The 16,915-nt window shown below is 62.6% G+C and carries 22 protein-coding genes; 13 read left to right on the top strand and 9 right to left on the bottom strand.

Annotation, left to right across the window (positions count from 1 at the left end):
• Nucleotides 1-7: 7 nt before the first annotated feature.
• The 3 genes from DSAT_RS01120 to DSAT_RS01110 all read right to left on the bottom strand — a co-directional run bounded on the left by DSAT_RS01120 (nucleotide 8) and on the right by DSAT_RS01110 (nucleotide 1,686).
• A complete protein-coding gene (locus DSAT_RS01120; RefSeq protein WP_020885734.1) occupies nucleotides 8-472 on the bottom strand; it encodes a hypothetical protein in 465 nt (154 codons plus the stop codon).
• On the bottom strand, nucleotides 469-996 hold the full coding sequence (locus tag DSAT_RS01115; RefSeq protein ID WP_020885733.1) for a hypothetical protein: 528 nt from the start codon (nucleotides 994-996) through the stop codon (nucleotides 469-471). Before DSAT_RS01115 ends, DSAT_RS01120 begins: the two co-directional genes overlap by 4 nt.
• 93 nt (nucleotides 997-1,089) lie before the next feature.
• The gene (locus DSAT_RS01110) at nucleotides 1,090-1,686 is read right to left on the bottom strand and encodes an EF-hand domain-containing protein (protein ID WP_020885732.1); all 597 of its coding nucleotides are present in this window, start codon (nucleotides 1,684-1,686) and stop codon (nucleotides 1,090-1,092) included.
• 122 nt (nucleotides 1,687-1,808) lie between these two features.
• On the opposite strand from DSAT_RS01110, the gene DSAT_RS01105 reads away from it, so the two are divergent.
• Nucleotides 1,809-2,054, top strand: coding sequence for a hypothetical protein (locus DSAT_RS01105; RefSeq protein ID WP_020885731.1), 246 nt, complete (start codon nucleotides 1,809-1,811; stop codon nucleotides 2,052-2,054).
• Nucleotides 2,055-2,059: 5 nt separating this feature from the next.
• Nucleotides 2,060-2,560 (top strand): hypothetical protein, encoded by a 501-nt coding sequence (locus DSAT_RS01100; protein ID WP_020885730.1) that lies wholly within the window; start codon nucleotides 2,060-2,062, stop codon nucleotides 2,558-2,560.
• Nucleotides 2,561-2,756: 196 nt separating this feature from the next.
• Here the strand turns inward: DSAT_RS01100 and DSAT_RS01095 are convergent, their stop codons facing one another.
• The gene (locus DSAT_RS01095) at nucleotides 2,757-3,236 is read right to left on the bottom strand and encodes a YchJ family protein (RefSeq protein ID WP_020885729.1); all 480 of its coding nucleotides are present in this window, start codon (nucleotides 3,234-3,236) and stop codon (nucleotides 2,757-2,759) included.
• Nucleotides 3,237-3,442: 206 nt separating this feature from the next.
• Here DSAT_RS01095 and DSAT_RS01090 point away from each other — a divergent pair, with 206 nt between their 5' ends.
• Complete coding sequence (locus tag DSAT_RS01090; RefSeq protein ID WP_152490187.1) at nucleotides 3,443-4,852, top strand: MATE family efflux transporter; 1,410 nt, start codon at nucleotides 3,443-3,445, stop codon at nucleotides 4,850-4,852.
• Nucleotides 4,849-5,271 (top strand): alternative ribosome rescue aminoacyl-tRNA hydrolase ArfB, encoded by a 423-nt coding sequence (gene arfB / locus DSAT_RS01085; protein ID WP_020885727.1) that lies wholly within the window; start codon nucleotides 4,849-4,851, stop codon nucleotides 5,269-5,271. Before DSAT_RS01090 ends, arfB begins: the two co-directional genes overlap by 4 nt.
• Before the next feature lie 511 nt (nucleotides 5,272-5,782).
• Here the strand turns inward: arfB and DSAT_RS01080 are convergent.
• The 4 genes from DSAT_RS01080 to DSAT_RS01070 form a co-directional block, all read right to left on the bottom strand.
• Nucleotides 5,783-6,730 carry an SAM-dependent methyltransferase gene (locus tag DSAT_RS01080; RefSeq protein WP_020885726.1) on the bottom strand — a complete coding sequence of 316 codons (948 nt, stop codon included), beginning with the start codon at nucleotides 6,728-6,730 and terminating at the stop codon, nucleotides 5,783-5,785.
• Between the two features lie 42 nt (nucleotides 6,731-6,772).
• Nucleotides 6,773-7,657 (bottom strand): HDOD domain-containing protein, encoded by an 885-nt coding sequence (locus DSAT_RS01075; RefSeq protein ID WP_152490185.1) that lies wholly within the window; start codon nucleotides 7,655-7,657, stop codon nucleotides 6,773-6,775.
• Nucleotides 7,658-8,174: 517 nt separating this feature from the next.
• Nucleotides 8,175-8,339: a hypothetical protein gene (locus DSAT_RS15480; protein WP_020885724.1), complete on the bottom strand. Its 165-nt coding sequence runs from the start codon at nucleotides 8,337-8,339 to the stop codon at nucleotides 8,175-8,177.
• Between the two features lie 263 nt (nucleotides 8,340-8,602).
• Nucleotides 8,603-8,896, bottom strand: coding sequence for a hypothetical protein (locus DSAT_RS01070; RefSeq protein WP_020885723.1), 294 nt, complete (start codon nucleotides 8,894-8,896; stop codon nucleotides 8,603-8,605).
• Between the two features lie 225 nt (nucleotides 8,897-9,121).
• On the opposite strand from DSAT_RS01070, the gene DSAT_RS01065 reads away from it, so the two are divergent.
• From DSAT_RS01065 to DSAT_RS01035, 7 genes are all read left to right on the top strand, one after another.
• Nucleotides 9,122-9,928 (top strand): tetratricopeptide repeat protein, encoded by an 807-nt coding sequence (locus DSAT_RS01065; protein ID WP_152490184.1) that lies wholly within the window; start codon nucleotides 9,122-9,124, stop codon nucleotides 9,926-9,928.
• 11 nt (nucleotides 9,929-9,939) lie between these two features.
• Nucleotides 9,940-10,785, top strand: a complete 846-nt coding sequence (locus DSAT_RS14675) for a cyclic di-GMP-binding domain-containing protein, MshE-related (RefSeq protein ID WP_020885721.1) — start codon at nucleotides 9,940-9,942, stop codon at nucleotides 10,783-10,785.
• 171 nt (nucleotides 10,786-10,956) lie between these two features.
• Nucleotides 10,957-11,283, top strand: a complete 327-nt coding sequence (locus DSAT_RS01055; protein ID WP_020885720.1) for a cupin domain-containing protein — start codon at nucleotides 10,957-10,959, stop codon at nucleotides 11,281-11,283.
• A 1-nt stretch (nucleotide 11,284) separates the two neighbouring features.
• Nucleotides 11,285-11,602, top strand: a complete 318-nt coding sequence (locus tag DSAT_RS01050) for a hypothetical protein (protein WP_020885719.1) — start codon at nucleotides 11,285-11,287, stop codon at nucleotides 11,600-11,602.
• A gap of 78 nt (nucleotides 11,603-11,680) precedes the next feature.
• Nucleotides 11,681-12,820 carry a pyridoxal-phosphate-dependent aminotransferase family protein gene (locus DSAT_RS01045; protein ID WP_020885718.1) on the top strand — a complete coding sequence of 380 codons (1,140 nt, stop codon included), beginning with the start codon at nucleotides 11,681-11,683 and terminating at the stop codon, nucleotides 12,818-12,820.
• 30 nt (nucleotides 12,821-12,850) lie between these two features.
• On the top strand, nucleotides 12,851-13,426 hold the full coding sequence (locus DSAT_RS01040) for a peptidylprolyl isomerase (protein ID WP_020885717.1): 576 nt from the start codon (nucleotides 12,851-12,853) through the stop codon (nucleotides 13,424-13,426).
• Between the two features lie 126 nt (nucleotides 13,427-13,552).
• Entirely contained in the window at nucleotides 13,553-14,410 is an 858-nt protein-coding gene (locus DSAT_RS01035) for a hypothetical protein (RefSeq protein WP_020885716.1), read from the top strand.
• Between the two features lie 24 nt (nucleotides 14,411-14,434).
• On the opposite strand, the gene DSAT_RS01030 is transcribed toward DSAT_RS01035, so the two are convergent.
• Nucleotides 14,435-14,884 (bottom strand): universal stress protein, encoded by a 450-nt coding sequence (locus DSAT_RS01030; protein WP_020885715.1) that lies wholly within the window; start codon nucleotides 14,882-14,884, stop codon nucleotides 14,435-14,437.
• 461 nt (nucleotides 14,885-15,345) lie between these two features.
• On the opposite strand from DSAT_RS01030, the gene DSAT_RS01025 reads away from it, so the two are divergent.
• Both DSAT_RS01025 and DSAT_RS01020 read left to right on the top strand, forming a co-directional pair.
• Nucleotides 15,346-16,548, top strand: a complete 1,203-nt coding sequence (locus tag DSAT_RS01025; protein ID WP_020885714.1) for an ammonium transporter — start codon at nucleotides 15,346-15,348, stop codon at nucleotides 16,546-16,548.
• Between the two features lie 23 nt (nucleotides 16,549-16,571).
• Nucleotides 16,572-16,910 carry a P-II family nitrogen regulator gene (locus DSAT_RS01020; protein WP_020885713.1) on the top strand — a complete coding sequence of 113 codons (339 nt, stop codon included), beginning with the start codon at nucleotides 16,572-16,574 and terminating at the stop codon, nucleotides 16,908-16,910.
• Nucleotides 16,911-16,915 lie beyond the last annotated feature (5 nt).

Below are 16,915 nucleotides of genomic sequence, written 5' to 3'. Positions count from 1 at the left end.
ACCGGGCCTACTGGAGCTTCTCGCCCAGGTTCTGGCGGAATCTGGCCACGCGGGCGCGGATGTAGTCGGCCACGAGCGAGCCGCCGTCGTCCTCACTCGAGCGCTCCAGGCCGTAGGCCGCGAGATCTTCGGCCATACGGCGTTCCATGGTTTCCGATTCCAAGTACATCAGGAAGGCCAGAAGCAGGGAGGTTTCGTTCTCGCGCGATCCGTCGCACAGGTGCTGGATCTGTTCGATAGGCACGGTCTCAAGGAGCCGGTCCGCGAACATGGCCGCCCACCCGGCGTAGAGCTTTGGCAGCACGGGCGGCACGAGCGCGGCGAGCTGTTTGGCGGACTCGGCACCAACGCCTGGGCAGGAGACGGCCAGATAGTCGCTCAGCGCTTCCGCGCGGCTGGCTTCATCGCGGCAAAACCGCGCCAGGACCACGGCCCGGATGTGGGCGTGCAGCCGTAATGCTTCGTCACTCATGAGGCTCTGACCTGGCTCTTGGGGCACGTGTCGCGCATGAAGCAGATGCGGCAACCGCCGGAGTAAGGCATGGGCGTGAAGACCGCGTATTGGCGGTTGACCGTGCCTTCTTCGTTCCATTCCAGGCCAAGGCGCTCGAAGGCCTTGCGGATGTCCCGGGTAGGCTTGGTCAGCGGCGCGCAGCCGCCGGCCGCAACTTCGGGGATCAGGCTCGCCGTGGCCTGCATCACCAGGGCGATGGCCAGGTTGTGCGTGGCCAGCCCGTCGGCGGGCGAGGTTTGCCAGGTTTCCTCCACGTCCTCTTCCACTTCGGGTTCGAGATAGACGATGAGGTGCCCGGCCGCGCGGCTGTCGCCCGATGCGGCGAGCTTGAACGCCCTGAGCCTCTCGCTCCAGCGCGCCCACAACGGTTCGAGGCGGTCCAGAAGGCCCTGGTCGATGCGGCTGTCGCCGCACAAATCGAGATAGTACATGAGGTCGAATTCGGGCTCTGGCTTGAGCGCCGTGGCTTTGATCTTGCTCACGGATTGTCCTTGTGGTTCTGGGGTTACAACGGCGGCCAGGCTTCCCCCTGGACCGGAGGGCTGGCCGCGTGCCGGATGTGGCATGCGCCCGGTCTAAAAGGGGATTCCCTTGAGGATGTTGATGTCTTTCGGAATGCCCTTCCATTCTTCGTGCGAGATGCGCCCGTCTCCGTCCTTGTCCACGGCCGCGAAAGCTCGGGCCGGGATGCGGGCCGACGAGGCCTCGCCAAGCGAGACGGATCCGTCTCCGTCGAGGTCAATGGCCGAGAAGTCGGGCAGATGATCGGAAGGATCGGCGGGTGCACAACGGATGTGGCGGCCGTCGAGGTCGTAGGCCACGCCCATGGTCTGGCCGGGCTTGAGGTATATCTTGCGGCAAGTATCGCCTGACCATTCGTCCGGGGTCTTGGGATCGATGCGCACGAATTTTATCTTGGTCGTGCCGTCGCTGCGGTCGAAGCACAGCTTGTCATCGGCGGGGCAGCAGAAGGAGTCCATAGTCCTGGGCGCGATTTCGAGATAGGTCAGGCTGCCGGTTTTGCTGAAGACGCGCACGGTGTCGCGAGTCTTGTTGATGACGCCGAAACAGGCGTCGCCCGCCTTCGCAGCGGTCATTCCCGGGGCGGCGACGAGCAGTGCGGCGGCGAAAATGGCTTTGGCGACAATGGATAAACGGATCGCGTGGGGCATCGTGGTCTCCGTTGCATGACGTGTCTGTGGTGATAGCGGTGGGAAAGCCGGGCGTCAACCGGCCCGACGCCTTTACAGGGAATCGCGAACCACGTATTCAGTCAACGGGACACAAAAAGGATATGATCGGCAACCTGACCTACTTTCTGCTCTTCGTCGTTACGACGTTTCTGCTGTTCATCTTCCTCTACGCGCGGTATTCGCGCTTCCAATCCGACATCAGCGCCAAGCAGGGGGATGTGCGGGATCTGGAAGAGAAGAATCAGCGGCGTATCGAGGCCCTCAAGGAGCAAATCCGCCTCAAGCGAATGGAGGCACAAAGCCTCGGTCAGAAGCTCGACGCGCTCAGACGCGACGTGGGGCTCTAGCCGCCATGCTCTGGCTCGTGCTTCTTGTGGCGGCGCTGGTGGCGAGCATCGCGGTCAACAGATCTATGACCCGGTGGTATCGTCGCACCATGCGTGACCTCAAACGACGCGAGGCCATTCAGGAGATACTGCTGCGCAAGCAGCGCAAGCAGCTTGAAAAGCTGGAAGCCTCGGTCAAGGAGATGCGCGAGACCTGTGAGACCTTCGAGCGACTCGCGGCACGGAACGAGTTGGAGGGAAACACCGATCCGGCGGAATGGCTGCTGCACAACCGCAAGATCACCCTCTCCCAATACCTCAAGGCCAAGAAGCTGGCCGAGAAACGCGGCATTCGCGTCATCGACGCCTGTCTCGAGATCGGCTCCATCGACAACGCCACGTTGCGCGAGGCCCTTGCGGCCACGGATCCAAACGGCGATCCCCTCGCCTCGGCCCGGCGAGCCACCGCGCGCCAGGGCGATATGGCCGATCGTCTGAGCCTGCCCGGCAAGATCAAGATGCCCTAGCAGGCCGGAGAAAAGGTGCCATCTGCGGCGTTGCCGTGAAAGCGCCGACCCCTCGTGTATACTTTGATACGCGCCAGGCCGGCGCTTTCGTGCGCCTTGCAGCTGACGCCCTTTGACCGGCCTGTCGGTGCGTGGCGTGAAAACTCCGCGCTGGCAGATTGGTCAAAAGCCTCGCTTGCGGGATTGCCGTAAATCCTCAGCGGCCGCAGCACTTCTTGTGTTTGGTGCCGCTGCCGCACGGACAGGGATCATTGCGGCCCACCTTGGCTGTCTTCGGCTGGTCCGCCGTGCGCTGCATGCCCTGCACGTAGAACCACTCTGCACCTTCGCGGCTGAAGAGCCCGCGCTCGTGCATTTCGTGAGGCTGGCCGTCGTGTTCGAAGCGGGCGATGAATTCCACCTCGCCGCGCGTGTCCTTCGGGCCTCCGTCTGCGGTGTCGAGCACCGAAAGGCCCGTCCAAATGCAGTCGGCCGACCACTGCGCGGCCTTATTCTCGTCGAAGCGTTTGCGTTTGGAGGGGTGCAGAGAGCGGCGCAGATGGGCCATGTCGCCGGTGGCGTAGGCGCTGTAGCGCGAACGCATCAAGGCCTCGGCCGTGGGCGCGGGTGCGCCGTTCAGGATAGGGCCGCAGCACTCGGTGAAATCCTTGCCGGACGAGCAGGGGCAGTCGTTCATGAATTTCTCCTCGGGCAGCGCCGTGCGCGTGCCGGTGTGATAGATTGGCGCTGACGCGCAAAGGGTTTTTGCTTTGCGCTTCCGGTGATATGTTGTCCAGAACGAAAGACGTGGGACGCTTCGTGCCCCGGGTAGTATATGACCGATTCGGGAGTCAATCGATGAGTTTGAGGACAGGTGCGGTGGTCCCGACCGGAGAAGGCGACATGGACCTGACGCGCGATCCCATCTGGCGGCTGGTGCGCGCCATCGCCGCACCCGCGAGCGTGGGCTTCTTTTTTCACACCATGTTCAACGTGGTGGACACCTGGTTCGCCGGACAGATTTCGACTCTGGCCCAGGCCGCCCTGTCGCTCTCCTTTCCTGTCTTTTTCCTCGTCATCGCCCTGGGCAACGGCCTGGCCACGGGCACGACCGCGCTCATCGGCCAGGAACTCGGCGCTGGCCGCCGCCAGGATGGAGCGCGCCTCGCGGCCCAAGGGCTGACGTTCGGGCTTTTGGCGGGAGCGCTGCTCTCCATCGGCGGAGTGCTGGCCGCGCCCATGCTCTTCGCCTCCCTGGGCGCTGCGGACGAATACCTGGGCATCTGTCTCGCCTACATGCTGCCCATCTTCGCGGGCGGCTGGATGTTCATCGTCATCTATCAGTTCAACGCCGCACTTCAGGCCCAGGGAGACACGCGCTCCAACCGGAACTTCCTGATCTTGGGCTGCCTGTTGAACGTGGGTCTCGACCCGCTTTTCATCTACGGGGTGAGCATCGGTCCGCTGCACGTGCCCGCAATGGGCGTTGCGGGAATTGCCTGGGCCACGCTCACGGTCCAGGCGATGGGCGTGGTCTATTTGGCCCGGCGGCTCAGGCGTTCGGGGCTGCTTGGCGGCCTCGTCCCGGCCGATTTCGTTCCCCGCCGCACGGCCATGGCGGCCATCCTGGGGCAGGGATTGCCCGCGACCCTGAACTATTTGTCCATTGGCATCGGCATCTACATAATCACCTGGTTCATCGCCCCGTACGGGCACGTTTCGGTTGCGGCCTACGGCATTGCCACGCGCGTGGAGCAGATCGTGCTTCTGCCGTCCATCGGCCTTGGCGTGGCCGCCTTGGCCTTGACCGCCCAGAACATGGGAGCTGGGCGTTTCGAGCGCGTGCGGGAGTCACTCCGGGCCACGCTCGCGGCAGGGCTCTCGATCATGACGGCGGGAGCGGTGGTCATCTATGTGTTCGCCCACGAGCTCATGGGACTGTTCACGGCCGACGCCGAGGTCATCGCGGCCGGGGCGCGGTATTTGCGTATCGAGGCCTTCGCGCTCGCGGGCTACGTGGTGCTTTACGTCCACATCTCTTCGCTGCAGGGAGCCAAACGGCCGATGTTCGCCATCTGGATAGGCCTGTTCAGGCAGATCATCGCGCCGCTCATCGTCTTCAGCCTCGTCACCCGCGTCTTCGACGCGAGCCTTGTCGGCGTGTGGTGGAGCATTTTGGGCATCGTCTGGTTCTCGGCGCTTGTGGCAACGATTGTTGGCCGCCGCATTCTTGAGAGGGCCATGGCGCAAGCTGAGGCGGCCGTGTCCTGTTCCGTGACAGTGGATGTGAAGGCCTGTGAGGGCTCGCCGTGATCGTCGTCGCGCCGGATCTTTCCATCCCCGAGAGCGAGTTGGAGTTCTCCTTCGTCCGTGCTGGCGGGCCGGGAGGGCAGCACGTCAACACCACGAGCACGGCCGCGGCCCTGGTCTTCGACGTGGCCGCCTCGCCGTCGCTTTCGCCCGACCAGCGCGAACGGCTTTTGGACCGGCTGGCCTCACGTCTGGATTCGCGGGGCAGGCTGCGCATCGTGGCCCGGGGAACTCGCAGCCAGGCGGACAACCGCGCGGAAGCGGTAGCGCGGCTGGCGCGCATTCTGGCGCAGGCCCTGGCGGTCGATGCGCCGCGGCGTGCGACCAAGCCGGGCCGCGCGGCCAAGGCGCGCCGGGTGGCGACCAAGAAGTTGCGTGGAAGGGCCAAGAATCTGCGCAAGCCGCCCGATCCCGACGGCTAGGGCACAGGCTGCGCTGCCTTCGTAGTGTGCTAAAATGATGAGAAAAGAAGAGTAGCCAACGCACTCGCTCCCCATTCTTTTTTCCAGCAGCTTGTGCCATTCTTCTTTACAAATGCATTGCGGAGAGGTAAGTAGAAAGCAATGGCGAAGGTGGTCTTCGTCAGATCCGTTATAATGCGAACGGAGGGTGCTGGCCGTTAACTTCAACTCCCATACCCGGCAAATGAGTGCCGCAATGGATTCGCCCGTTCGCGCGTCAGTTCCCTGAGCCGATCTCGGGAAACAACCGGACAATCCGGTATAGCGCGACTACGGCGAATCCTTTTGTGCAAGCTATCCGATATCGAATCCCCTCCTGTAGCAGTTTTTGAATATCGCATCACATGCTCGATGCGGCGAATCCTATCTTCTCCACGTCTTTTTTCGATTCCGCAAAGCTGTTCGCGTGCGCAATACGCGGCAAGACTCCCGCAATGCAAGAGTCTGAGCGAGACTTTGAGCGGGCAAGGGGTCAGGCGAGCTTGATCCAGGTCAGTTCGTGCTTGTTGTGGGAGAGGTGCATAAGTCGAGAGCCGGGAATAGCCTTGAAGGCGTCGAGCGTTTCGAAGGTTCCTTTCTCGCACGGCCCCTGTAGTTTCACCGTGCACACGAAACGGCGGCATTCTCCCTCCAAAAGCCAAGTCCTCACCATCTGCAGCAATCTTTCAGGATAGCAGATCACGTCCGAGAACAACCAATCCACCGCCCCGGCAATGCGTGGCTCCAGCGCAAAGGCACTGCCCAGGCACGTTTCCACAAGGGGTAAGTGGGCTATCCTCGGGTCGAGCGGGGCCTTGTCGATGCACAGGACTCGCGCGCCGAGGGATTGCAGCACATATGCCCAGCCGCCGGGGCTGCCGCCGAGATCGAGGCAAAGCTGACCCGGCACGGGCCGTTCGGGCAAGAGTGTCAGGGCTTCCCATAGCTTGAGGTAGGCCCGGTTGGGGGGATTGACGGTGTCCTCCTCGAAATGTGGCGCGCCATTGGCGAAGGGGCTTTTGCAGCGCGGCGAGGCGATCAGCGTGTGCTCGTCCCACAGTGTGAAAGCTCCAAGCGGCGCGCTTGGTGCGGGCGCGCCGAAGACGAGGTGCCGGGCGGAGACGGGCGGGAGTTTTTCGACGACCAGTGCGGTGCGGCGGTAGTGTCCTACGGGCACGGCACTCCAGTTGCGCTGCATGGCCCGGAGCGTGCGGGCAGTCTCGCCGATGGAGGCGACGCGCGCAACCATTGCCTCCAACCATACGTTTTGCGCCCAGGCTGCGTCCACGGGCGAGCCCTCGGCCACGAAGAGCGGATCGCGCCGCGCGAGGACCACGACACCCATGTGGGCAAGCTCGCGTGCGAGGTCGTCGGCGTAGTCAGGGGCGGCTTGGTAGACCGTCAGATTTTGGTTGAGTGGCAGGGGGGAATCGTGGGTCATGGCCGGGCGGAGTATACGTCGCGCCGCCCGGCCGCGCAAGACTCAGGCCGCGTGCCCGAAGAATGTTTCCATGGTCGCGGCGAGCCATTCGTCGAGTTCGGCGCTTGCGGTCATCACATCGTCGGGGGTGATGCCGAGCCGAGTCAGGGCCGCGATGTCGAGGCGAGGAATGACGAATTCACCGTTTGCGGCGGGATACAAGGTCGTGACCATGATGTCGGCCACATGGGTCAGGGCGGCTCCCACCCCAGCGTCTTCGCGGGTAGGCGTGTGGTGGCGCAGGACCGCCAAGGCCAAGGGGAAGGGCAGGTTCCACTTGCGCAGGAGCATGCCGCCGAAAACGGCGTGGTCCAGACCGCAAGCTGCCTCGGCGTCGCCGATGGCCATGCCCTTGGCGCACAGTTCGTGTACACGGCGGGCCCGGTCCGGCGCGGCCACGCACAGGGCCAGTCGGCCGATGTCGTGCAAGAGTCCGGCCGTGAAATGCCGCTCGGGCTCGGAAAGTCCCAGACGCAGGGCCAGTGCCCTGGCGGCGAGTCCGACGCCCACACTGTGCCGCCAGAAGTCCACGAGATCGATAGTTTCATCCGGCATTTCGCCGAAAAGACGCGCTACACAGGCACCCGTGGCAAGCATGTTCAACTGGCGCATGCCCAAGACGGCCACGGCTCGTGAAATCGTTTCGATGCGCTGCGGGCAGCCGTAGAAGGCGCTGTTCACCAGGCGCAGGATGAGCGCCGCAAGACTCGGGTCGCGCGCGACCACGGAGGCCAGATCCTCCACCGAACTCGTGGGGCGCGCGGCTGTGTCCTGAAGTTCCGTCAGGACGCCTGGCAGGCTGGGCAGGCGAATGTCGCGTTGCAAAAGGTCCACGGGGTCGATGCGCGGGTTCGGCTCGGTGATCGGGGGGCGCTCGCCTCGTGGCATAGACCATGCGGACGCGCCGCCACTGTCCAGAATTCGGGCGAGGCGGGCGACGGCGAGAGAATGTAGCGCCTCTCCAACCGGGTGGTCGATGTCATTGGCGACAAATCGCGCCGCGCAGATCGGGACTGCCTTGGCAATACTTTCCGTCGTGGCCGTCATGCAGTCATCCTCGCGTTCGCGCTGGTCGCCTGGGAGCGGCAGTCTCGCCCGTATCGCAGCCGGACGGCTAAGGTCCGGGCGCGTTGGGCGAAAATTCCCCTTTGCGAAAGCATACCGCAAAGACGGAATACGAAAAAGTGGGGAAACACGTTATTTTTCGGTGTGCCGAAGAAAAATGTGACATTCGTCGCGCACGTCCTCTACCCGCAGGCAAGCGTATCCGGCCGTTGGGGCGGGAAACGGAAGGCCGCGATGGAACGCGCCGTCCAGAGGGACGCCTGTGTCGGACATGCGTCGCGCCGTTCTCTCCCCCCTGAGAGCCGACTCGGTTCGCCTGGCTTTCCGACCGCGCCTGCGTTTAGAACTTGCCCGCAAGGCCTCGTCTGCCCATTTCGCGCTTCTTATAGAGGTCGAAATTGAGCCGCTGCACGGGGTCGTTGTTCCGACGGCGTCGCAGTCCCCGAAGGGCCGCAACCGCCACCGCCGCGAAAATGGAGGCCGTAAGGATCGTGATCAGGTCCATGGTCTTCCTCCCATCCGTGAAAGACCTTCCCGCCGCCGTTGGAGATGGCGGGAGGTTACTTTCACTCTTACACGAATCGGGAGTCCATGTCTGCCTTCACGGCGCGAATATGGCCTTCTCTGGATGGAATTCCGGCTCGAAATCCTTATGGGGCAGGGATTTTAGGGAAATAATTTTTTATTCCATGTAAAAATAATTGCTTAGGAAAAGTTGAATTTTTCCTGCGCATTGCGGGGTGTCCGTGAACGACGTTCGCGGTCCTGCTAGTCGTCGATCTGGGCCAGCCAGCCGTTCAGGGCGTCCACGATCATCCTGGCCTGCTTGGGGCTTGAAATGATGAACTTGGACTGCTGCTTGTAGCTGCCGCCGATCTTTCTGTAGCGGCGAATGGCGTAGCGATCCGGTCCGAAGTCGTCGAGCTTCGGGTCGTACTGGCGGAAACGGAAGAGGATCGTGGTCCACTGGCCCTTGCTGAGCACGACCTTGTCGAGTTCCTCGACGGTCTGGCGGCCGTCTTCCTCGTAATTGACCGTGATGTCGTCGATGGTCTCGAACATGGCTCCTCCCGGGTGTTGTCGATGTGTTGCGGCCTTGACGGTCTTTAATCTGCGCGGCCTGCGCAGGATGCTCTCTACAGGCCCTTGGCGCGGCAGGCAAGGTGTTCGCACTCAAAGCCGCCTCGTTGCCCGGGCTTGCCAAGCGCGGGAAGAAAAGACATGTTGCAGGCGATCGAAGGGAAAAAAACCCTTGACCTGACAAGTCGATACGAGTGCAATCCAGGCATGAACCAGACAACTGCTGAACGCTTTATCGGTGTCTTTTCCGTGCTCAACGTGAGCAAGATCGGCGCTGGAACAACCAAGCAGAAAAACGTGCAGACCATGTTCGTCTATGCCGAGGAACAGGCCAACGGCACGTATTCCCTCCGTTATCTGAACGACAATTTCGTGCCCGTAGGCAAAGCCTGGAGCGTCGAGCACGAGGCGCTGCTCGCGGATTTCACGCCCGAGCCCGACCTGTACATGAACAAGGTGCGGCCGGCGGTGCGCGAGTTGACCAAGACCATCGCCAGGGCGGAGCGGCTGCGCGAGAAGGGGCAGACCTACAGCGCCGAATACGAGTTCAAGCAGGCCCTGCGCATCGACGAAACCAACATCCGGGCGACGTTCGGCTTCGGTCTGACCTACCTCGACCGGGGCGAGACGCACAAGGCGGACCTTGTTTTCCGTCGCCTCATTGAGCTTCAGGCCGGTTTTGACGTCGAACACAAACATCTCTTCAACGAATTCGGCATCAGGCTGCGGAAGGCGGGATTGCACGATCAGGCGCTTCAATTTTACTCCCGCGCCGAGGAGTATTGCACCAGGGACGAGAACCTGTTGTACAATTTCGCTCGCGCGTTGGTGGGCAAGGGGCGTGCCGAGGAGGCCACCGAACGCCTTGAGCAAGCTCTTGCGCTACGGCCTGATTTCTACGAGGCTAGAAAACTTCTGGCCTGGGTCAGAAAAAACTCCGCCACGATCTCGTCGAGCGGAGGGAGCGCCGCAGACATTCCCGGAGAGTTCGCGGCCATCGATGAGCACGAGTGAGGCCAGGTTTCATGGACGCCAATTTCATCGGACTGCACCTTCTGCACAAGGGCGTCATCGACGCGCGGCAACTAACCGAGGCGCTCAAGCGCCAGCGCGAGGGCAATCGCCGCATCGGCGACATGGCCGTGAGCCGGGGATTGCTCTCTCGCGCGCAGGTGACCGAGATATTCGAGGCCCAACGGAAACGTGACAGGCCCTTCGGCGAGATCGCCCTGGAGATGGGCATGCTCGGTCAAAAGGATCTCGATGATCTCTTGTTCTCCCAAAACATCCACAACAGCCATCTGGGAGAGGTGCTGCTGGAAATGGGAGTGCTCACGGCGGATCGCCTCAGTCCGTTGCTTGAGGAATTTCACGCTGAAGAAGACCGGCGCGGGGAAGCCCGCCGGGTGTTTGGTGAAGGGGTTGCCGCCGTTGCCAGGCAGGTGCTGGCCGAGGCCCTCGCCCGGGCATTTCTGCGTTTCATGCACCAAGAGGTCAAGCCTCTCGCTGCGGCCGATTGCGCAGACGATGCGGCCGAGGATTTCTGCCGCCGCTTGGTCGTGACGCTCGGCGACGGCGAGAAGCTCATCTTCGCGCTTCTCCTGCCATGCGAAGCCGCGTCGGGCCTGGACGGACCGGGGCGCTTGGAGGAAGACGTCCCGTCTGGACCCATGGCGGACGGGATATGGGATATCGTGGCGGGCTACATGCGCGCCGCGCTCGGGGCGCGGGGAGTGCCTGTCAAGGAGTGCCGCGCCGAAGAATGTCCCGGCTCTCTCCTGGAGGCGGCGGCCGAAATTCCGCCGTCCTTTTGTCTGACCACACCTTCGGGAATTCTGGTGCGCGTATATTGCCTCGTGCACGACGCGTAGGATTGAGAAGCAAGCTCTTTTTTCAACAGGAAATTCGCTGGATAATTCCAGGCCTTGGAAGTGTCACATTGACGCTCGCAAGGGAAAAGGGCAGATTTCGATCAGAAATCCCCGTTCGTGACCGCAGGCCTTAGGTGTTTTGCCGGGCGGGCCCGGGGCGAGGAGAGTGGAATGTCGGCCAAACCTTATTGTGTGCTGAAGCGGCATGTGGTCGCCGAGGCTCCGCGGCTTCGCGTTCTCGAAATGCACCTGGGGCAGGGAGAGCAGGTGCCTCGACATTTCCATTCCGCAGCGGACGACATATTCTATTGTCTCGAAGGCGATCTGCACATTGAGGCCGAATCCCCGCCGGCAATTTTTCGCCTCTTTCCGGGACAGTCGGCCGAGATTGTCTCCGGTAGACCGCACATGGTGAGCAACAAAGGCGATGGGCTGTGCCGTTTTCTTCTCGTGCAGCGCGGCGAGGTTTTCGACTTCATACCCGTGGAGGTGAGCTGATATGGCGAATGGAAAAGACAACGTTGTCGGCGGCGCAATCTGGATGGTGGTCATTTCCGTGCTGCTTTTCTGGCTGCCGGTGATCGGCCCCTTGCTCGCAGGGCTCGTGGGTGGCAAGAAGGCGGGCGGCGTGGGCAACGGCATCCTCGCGGCGCTCTTGCCGGGTGTGATCCTGGCCGTGGTGCTTCTTCTCGCCTCCACGCTCATGACCGGATTGCCTGTGGTGGGAGCGCTTATGGCGGCCACGGGCTTTCTCTTCTATGTCCTCAACATAGGCATGCTCCTGCTTGGCGCCATCGTGGGCGGGTTGCTGGCCTGAGGCGGCAGGTCTCGCGGGGCTTTACAAGAGAGGCCGGGCCTTCTAGAACCCGGTCTCGAAACCCACGCGAGGAAAGGCATGCCCCCCATAGACGACGAATTCACCGACCTGACTCTGTTCATCACCGGCCCGACCTGGCTCTCTCCCCGCGTGCGCGCGACCGGGAGCCTGCCCGAGTTCGGCCATCGCGACAGCGAGAACGAGAAGCGGCTGGGCCCGGCCATGCGTCATCTGCGGGCCCTGGCCCAGGCGGGCGACGACCACGTTCCCATCCTGTTCAACGGATCGGGTTCGACGGCCATGGAAGCTGCGATCCGAAGCCTCGTGGCCGCCGACGAGACCATCTTGCACGTCGTGGTTGGAGCCTTCGGGGACCTGTGGCGCACCATGTCCGAGTCCAATGGCAAGCGCGTGGCCACGCTTCGTTTCGCTCCAGGCGAGGCCATCGACCTGAACCGGCTCGACGATACCCTGAAGACTCAACGCCCCGCCGTTGTAGCCGTGACTCACAACGAGACTTCGACCGGGGTGATCAACGACTATAAGGCCGCCTGCCGCCTGATCCGCGAGCGCGGGGCGCTGCCCCTGACGGACGGAGTGAGCGTCTTCGGCGGCGCGCCGCTCGATCTTGCCGACTCGGGCTGCGCCTTCTACGCCACGGCGACGCAAAAAGCCCTGGGACTGCCCGCGGGCTTTGGCATCGCCTTCGTGGCGCCCGAGGCCCTGGAGAAGGCGGCGAGGGTGCAGCACCGGGGCTTCTCCTCGGACATCCTGCGCCAGGTGGAGCGGGCCAGGAAGCATCAGACCCTGACCACGCCGAGCACCACGCTGTGCAACCAGTTGGCCGTGCAACTCGAACACATCGTGACCGTCGAGGGAATAAGCGCCCGCTTTGACCGCCACGAGCGGCTGCGCGACATGGCCCACGGCTTCGTGGCCGGACTTTCCGGGTTCGACCTCATGGCCGCCGAGGGCAGCCGCTCGCCGACGCTCACGGCGGTTCGCGCCCCCAAAGGCTTCGACACGGCCCGGCTGAAGAAAGTCAAGGAGACCATGCGCGGCCGGGGCTATCTCTTCGATCCCGGTTACGGCAAGCTGAACCAGGAACTGGAGGCGGCCGGGGAGCGGGTGTGCTTTCGCATCGGCCACATGGGCGATGTGAGCGAGGAGATGCTCGCCGTCTATCTGAACCATCTGGGCGAAGTTTTGGTTTCATAATTATGTATCACGAGTCAAGGAGTTGGTTTCATGCGTTATTTGTCTATCCTGATTGTCCTGGGGCTGTTGGTTTCCCTGACGTGGGGGACGGCTGGCGCGGCGGAGTCGAATGACAGGCCCCTCGTGCTCATGACCACGACCCACGGCGAGATTGAAATCGAACTGTGGCCGGAGGCCGCGCCTGAGACGGTGAGGAACTTCCTGCAGTATGTCGAATCCGGGCACTACAATGGGCTCATCTTCCATCGTGTGATCCGCGACTTCGTCATTCAGGGAGGAGGTTTCGACGTGAATCTGGCCGAACGCGCCACGCGGCTGCCCATAGCCAATGAAGCCGACCCGGCCATCAGGAATCTGCGCGGCACCCTTTCCATGGCCCGCGCGGACGATCCCGACAGCGCGGCGAGCCAGTTCTTCATCAACATCCTGAACAACTTCGACCTCGACGCCACGGATACACGGCCCGGCTACTGCGTTTTCGGCAAGGTGTCGAAGGGCATGCGGACAGTGGAGACCATCAATCGCCTGCCCGTGGGATCGAGAATGGGACATGAGGACGTTCCCCTGGAAGACGTCGTCATCTTGTCGGCCACGCGCCTGAAATAGGGGATTTCAAACGTCCAGCGCGCCACAAACGTCATTTTCCCTTCACATTCCGGGAAAAATGGCGGATTACCATGGTGAAAGCGCGATTTTCGTCGTCGCCGCGTCAGTTTGAGCCATGGAGACAGCATGCGCCTGTTCGAATTCGGAACCAACATCTTCGACCACCTGCACTCCTTCGTGGAGCGCGACTCGACCCATCGCAGGGTCACGGCCGGACTGGTGGTGGTCTTTCTCGTGGGGCTCCTGGGGATTGAACTGCAACGACGGGGGATCATGCCGGAACCCCTGGCCTCCATCACCCCGGACAATCATTTCCACGCCGTCAACCTGGCCTTCACCCTGCTTTTGGCACTTGAGGTCATCAGCCTGATCTTTGTCCTGCCCTGTTCGGTCTCCAAAGCCCTGGGCAAGCAGTTCGAGATCCTGGCCCTCATCCTTCTGCGCGACGCCTTCAAGGAACTCATCCACTTTCCCGAGCCGGTGCAGCTCGAAGGCCGCTTCGACTCGCTTTTCAATATCGCTGCGGACGGCGTGGGCGCGCTTCTGATCTTCACCATCCTGGGATTTTACTACCGCATGCAGCGCCACCGGGGCGAGATCATGACCCCGCACGACCGCTACGCCTTCGTGGCCGCCAAAAAACTGGTGTCCCTGGCGCTGCTCGTGCTCTTCGCCGGGCTGGCCGTGTGGGACGTCACGCTTTACTTCACGGGCGAGCCGCACTTCGACTTTTTCGCCAGCTTCTACACGGTGCTCATTTTCAGCGACATCCTGCTGGTGCTCATCTCCCAGCAGTATCTGCCCGCCTTCCACGCCGTGCTGCGCAACTCGGGCTACGCCGTGGCCACGCTGCTCCTGCGTCTCTCGCTCACCGCGCCGCCGATCGTCAACGCGGCCATCGGCGTGGGCGCCTGTCTCTTCGCCTTGTGCCTGACCTACGCCTACGACAACCTCTACATGCGCAACCGCTTCGAGAAGAGCTGACGCCCGCGCGGGGGCCTTCGGCCCCTACTTGACGATGTGCACGGGAACCGGCGAGCGGCTGGCCACCTCGTGCACCACGTGCGACATCCGGGCCTCTCCCGTCGGGCTCGTGCGGTAGTCGCTCGCGGTCATGACGATCATGTCGGCCCCGTAGGTCTCCACGGCCTTCAGGATCTCATCGGCGGCGCTGCCGGTCACGAGCCTGACCTCGATGTTCGGGCAGGCCTTCAGGTCCTCCTGGCAGAGGGATTCGAGCTTCTTCTTGGCCTGCTCGATCTCCCAGCTCTGGAAGCGCTGCACCTCCTCGCCGCTCGGATAGTTGCCGTAGGCCGGAAAGTAGGAGCACAGGTCCACGGCCACGTAGAGCAGATAGACGGTCGCGCCGTACTTCTCCGCCAGGGAGACGACGGAGGGGGCCGCCTTGCGCGAGGCGGCGGAAAGGTCGGTTGGCCACAGGATCGTCTTCACGTTCATCACGGTTCCTCCAACTTTTTGAATCGTCACGCGAAACAGGCCTTCCCATTTCTCTAGCACGGATTTCGGCGCATGGGAACGTGAAGCCCGGATCAGGACCGCCGGTCGATGGCGTGGTGCGGGTGGCAATTATGGGAACATGGCATTACAATTTTGTATCCATCTGCATTGATCTTGATATTTCCAGGTGATGGAAGATTTCAGCTGCACAACGTTCATTATTCTCCCGCAGCAGGGGCGTGGTCCAATCTATTGATTCAGCTCATTTTTTCCCCAAAAAAACGGCTGGTCGCGGCATGCGGGGCCGTGTGCCCGTATGTTGAATTGATTTGCCAAAAATGTATTAACTGCCTGTAAAATAAAAAAAATTTATGTCGAGTGTTGCAAAATTGTGGACAATACAAATATGAAGTGCTAGTTAGAAACCAGGTTGTCACAATTTTGCCAAGGGAGGCATCGGAATGAGTGCGGCTGATACCTGTTTCATCCTGATCTGCGCGGCCCTGGTCATGTTCATGACCCCGGGTCTCGCCTTGTTTTACGGCGGCATGGTGCGCAGCAAGAACGTGCTGGGCACCATCATGCAAAGTTTCATCATGCTCGGGCTGGCGACCGTCGTCTGGGTCGTGGCGGGATATTCCCTGGCCTTCGGCACCGACATCGGCGGGCTCATCGGCGGCCTGGACTATCTCTTCCTGACCGGCGTGGGCATGGAGGCCAACGGCCCTGCGGACAACATCCCTCACCTGCTGTTCATGATCTTCCAGTGCATGTTCGCCATCATCACCGTGGCCCTGATCACGGGCGCGTTCGCCGAGCGCATGAAGTTCGGCCCGTTCCTGATCTTCGCCACGCTCTGGCTCCTGTTCATCTACAGCCCCATGGCCCACTGGGTGTGGGGCGGCGGCTGGATGGGCGAGATGGGCGCGCTCGACTTCGCGGGCGGCGCGGTGGTGCACATGAGCTCGGCCGCGGCGGCCCTGGCCGCTTGCCTCATCGTCGGCAAGCGCAGGGGGTACGGCAAGGAGCCGCACATCCCCCACAACCTGCCCATGACCATTCTGGGCGCGGGCATGCTCTGGTTCGGCTGGTTCGGTTTCAACGCCGGCTCGGCCCTGGCCGCGGACGGCTTGGCCGCCAACGCCTTCGTGGTCACCCATATCGCCGCCGGCACGGCCGCCCTGTCCTGGATCGGCGTGGAGTGGATGCATCGCGGCAAGCCCACCACGCTCGGCGCGGCCTCTGGCGCCATCGCGGGCCTTGTGGCCATCACCCCGGCCGCGGGCTTCGTGACACCGATGCCCGCGCTCATCATCGGCCTGGTGGCGGGCGGCGTGTGCTATGGCGCCATCCTTCTGAAGAACAAGCTCGGCTACGACGACTCCCTCGACGTGGTCGGCATCCATGGCGTGGGCGGCACCTGGGGCGCACTGGCCACCGGCCTCTTCGCGAACATGGACGGCACGACCGGCCTGTTCTACGGCAACGCCGAACAGCTCTGGATCCAAATTATCTCCGTCGTCGCCACCTGGGTTTTCTGCTTCGCGGGCAGCTTCATCTTGCTCAAGCTCGTGGACGCCTTCTTCGGGCTGCGCGTCAGCGAGGAAGCCGAGGTCAAGGGGCTGGACGTTGCCGAGCACAGCGAAGCCGGGTACCAGTGGTAGCCTGAACGCGGGAGAACGAGACAATGAAGAAGATAGAAATCATCATCCGGCCGTTCAAGCTGGAGGAAGTCAAGGACGCCCTGGCCGCCGTGGGCGTGAAGGGCATGACCGTCACCGAGGTCAAGGGTTTCGGCCGTCAGCGCGGCCACAAGGAAGTCTATCGCGGCGCGGAGTACCAAGTGGACTTCGTGGTCAAGGTCAAGATCGAGGTGGTTTGCGACGACGATCAGGCCGCGCAGATCGTGGAAGCCGCACGCAAGGCGGCGGCCACGGGCCAGGTGGGAGACGGCAAGATATTCGTCTCCCCGGTCGACGAGACCGTGCGCATCCGCACCGGCGAATCCGGTTCCGGGGCCATCTAGCCGCC

The organism is Alkalidesulfovibrio alkalitolerans DSM 16529 (assembly GCF_000422245.1).
Lineage (GTDB): Bacteria > Desulfobacterota > Desulfovibrionia > Desulfovibrionales > Desulfovibrionaceae > Alkalidesulfovibrio > Alkalidesulfovibrio alkalitolerans.
This window is presented reverse-complemented; position numbering and strand designations above follow the sequence as displayed.

Coding starts and splice junctions, on each gene's coding strand:
- DSAT_RS01120 (WP_020885734.1), bottom strand. CDS start 472: ATGAGTGACGAAGCATTACGGCTGCACGCCCACATCCGGGCCGTGGTC.
- DSAT_RS01110 (WP_020885732.1), bottom strand. CDS start 1,686: ATGCCCCACGCGATCCGTTTATCCATTGTCGCCAAAGCCATTTTCGCC.
- DSAT_RS01105 (WP_020885731.1), top strand. CDS start 1,809: ATGATCGGCAACCTGACCTACTTTCTGCTCTTCGTCGTTACGACGTTT.
- DSAT_RS01100 (WP_020885730.1), top strand. CDS start 2,060: ATGCTCTGGCTCGTGCTTCTTGTGGCGGCGCTGGTGGCGAGCATCGCG.
- DSAT_RS01095 (WP_020885729.1), bottom strand. CDS start 3,236: ATGAACGACTGCCCCTGCTCGTCCGGCAAGGATTTCACCGAGTGCTGC.
- DSAT_RS01090 (WP_152490187.1), top strand. CDS start 3,443: ATGGACCTGACGCGCGATCCCATCTGGCGGCTGGTGCGCGCCATCGCC.
- DSAT_RS01080 (WP_020885726.1), bottom strand. CDS start 6,730: ATGACCCACGATTCCCCCCTGCCACTCAACCAAAATCTGACGGTCTAC.
- DSAT_RS01075 (WP_152490185.1), bottom strand. CDS start 7,657: ATGCCACGAGGCGAGCGCCCCCCGATCACCGAGCCGAACCCGCGCATC.
- DSAT_RS15480 (WP_020885724.1), bottom strand. CDS start 8,339: ATGGACCTGATCACGATCCTTACGGCCTCCATTTTCGCGGCGGTGGCG.
- DSAT_RS01070 (WP_020885723.1), bottom strand. CDS start 8,896: ATGTTCGAGACCATCGACGACATCACGGTCAATTACGAGGAAGACGGC.
- DSAT_RS01065 (WP_152490184.1), top strand. CDS start 9,122: ATGAACCAGACAACTGCTGAACGCTTTATCGGTGTCTTTTCCGTGCTC.
- DSAT_RS14675 (WP_020885721.1), top strand. CDS start 9,940: ATGGACGCCAATTTCATCGGACTGCACCTTCTGCACAAGGGCGTCATC.
- DSAT_RS01055 (WP_020885720.1), top strand. CDS start 10,957: ATGTCGGCCAAACCTTATTGTGTGCTGAAGCGGCATGTGGTCGCCGAG.
- DSAT_RS01050 (WP_020885719.1), top strand. CDS start 11,285: ATGGCGAATGGAAAAGACAACGTTGTCGGCGGCGCAATCTGGATGGTG.
- DSAT_RS01045 (WP_020885718.1), top strand. CDS start 11,681: ATGCCCCCCATAGACGACGAATTCACCGACCTGACTCTGTTCATCACC.
- DSAT_RS01040 (WP_020885717.1), top strand. CDS start 12,851: ATGCGTTATTTGTCTATCCTGATTGTCCTGGGGCTGTTGGTTTCCCTG.
- DSAT_RS01035 (WP_020885716.1), top strand. CDS start 13,553: ATGCGCCTGTTCGAATTCGGAACCAACATCTTCGACCACCTGCACTCC.
- DSAT_RS01030 (WP_020885715.1), bottom strand. CDS start 14,884: ATGAACGTGAAGACGATCCTGTGGCCAACCGACCTTTCCGCCGCCTCG.
- DSAT_RS01025 (WP_020885714.1), top strand. CDS start 15,346: ATGAGTGCGGCTGATACCTGTTTCATCCTGATCTGCGCGGCCCTGGTC.
- DSAT_RS01020 (WP_020885713.1), top strand. CDS start 16,572: ATGAAGAAGATAGAAATCATCATCCGGCCGTTCAAGCTGGAGGAAGTC.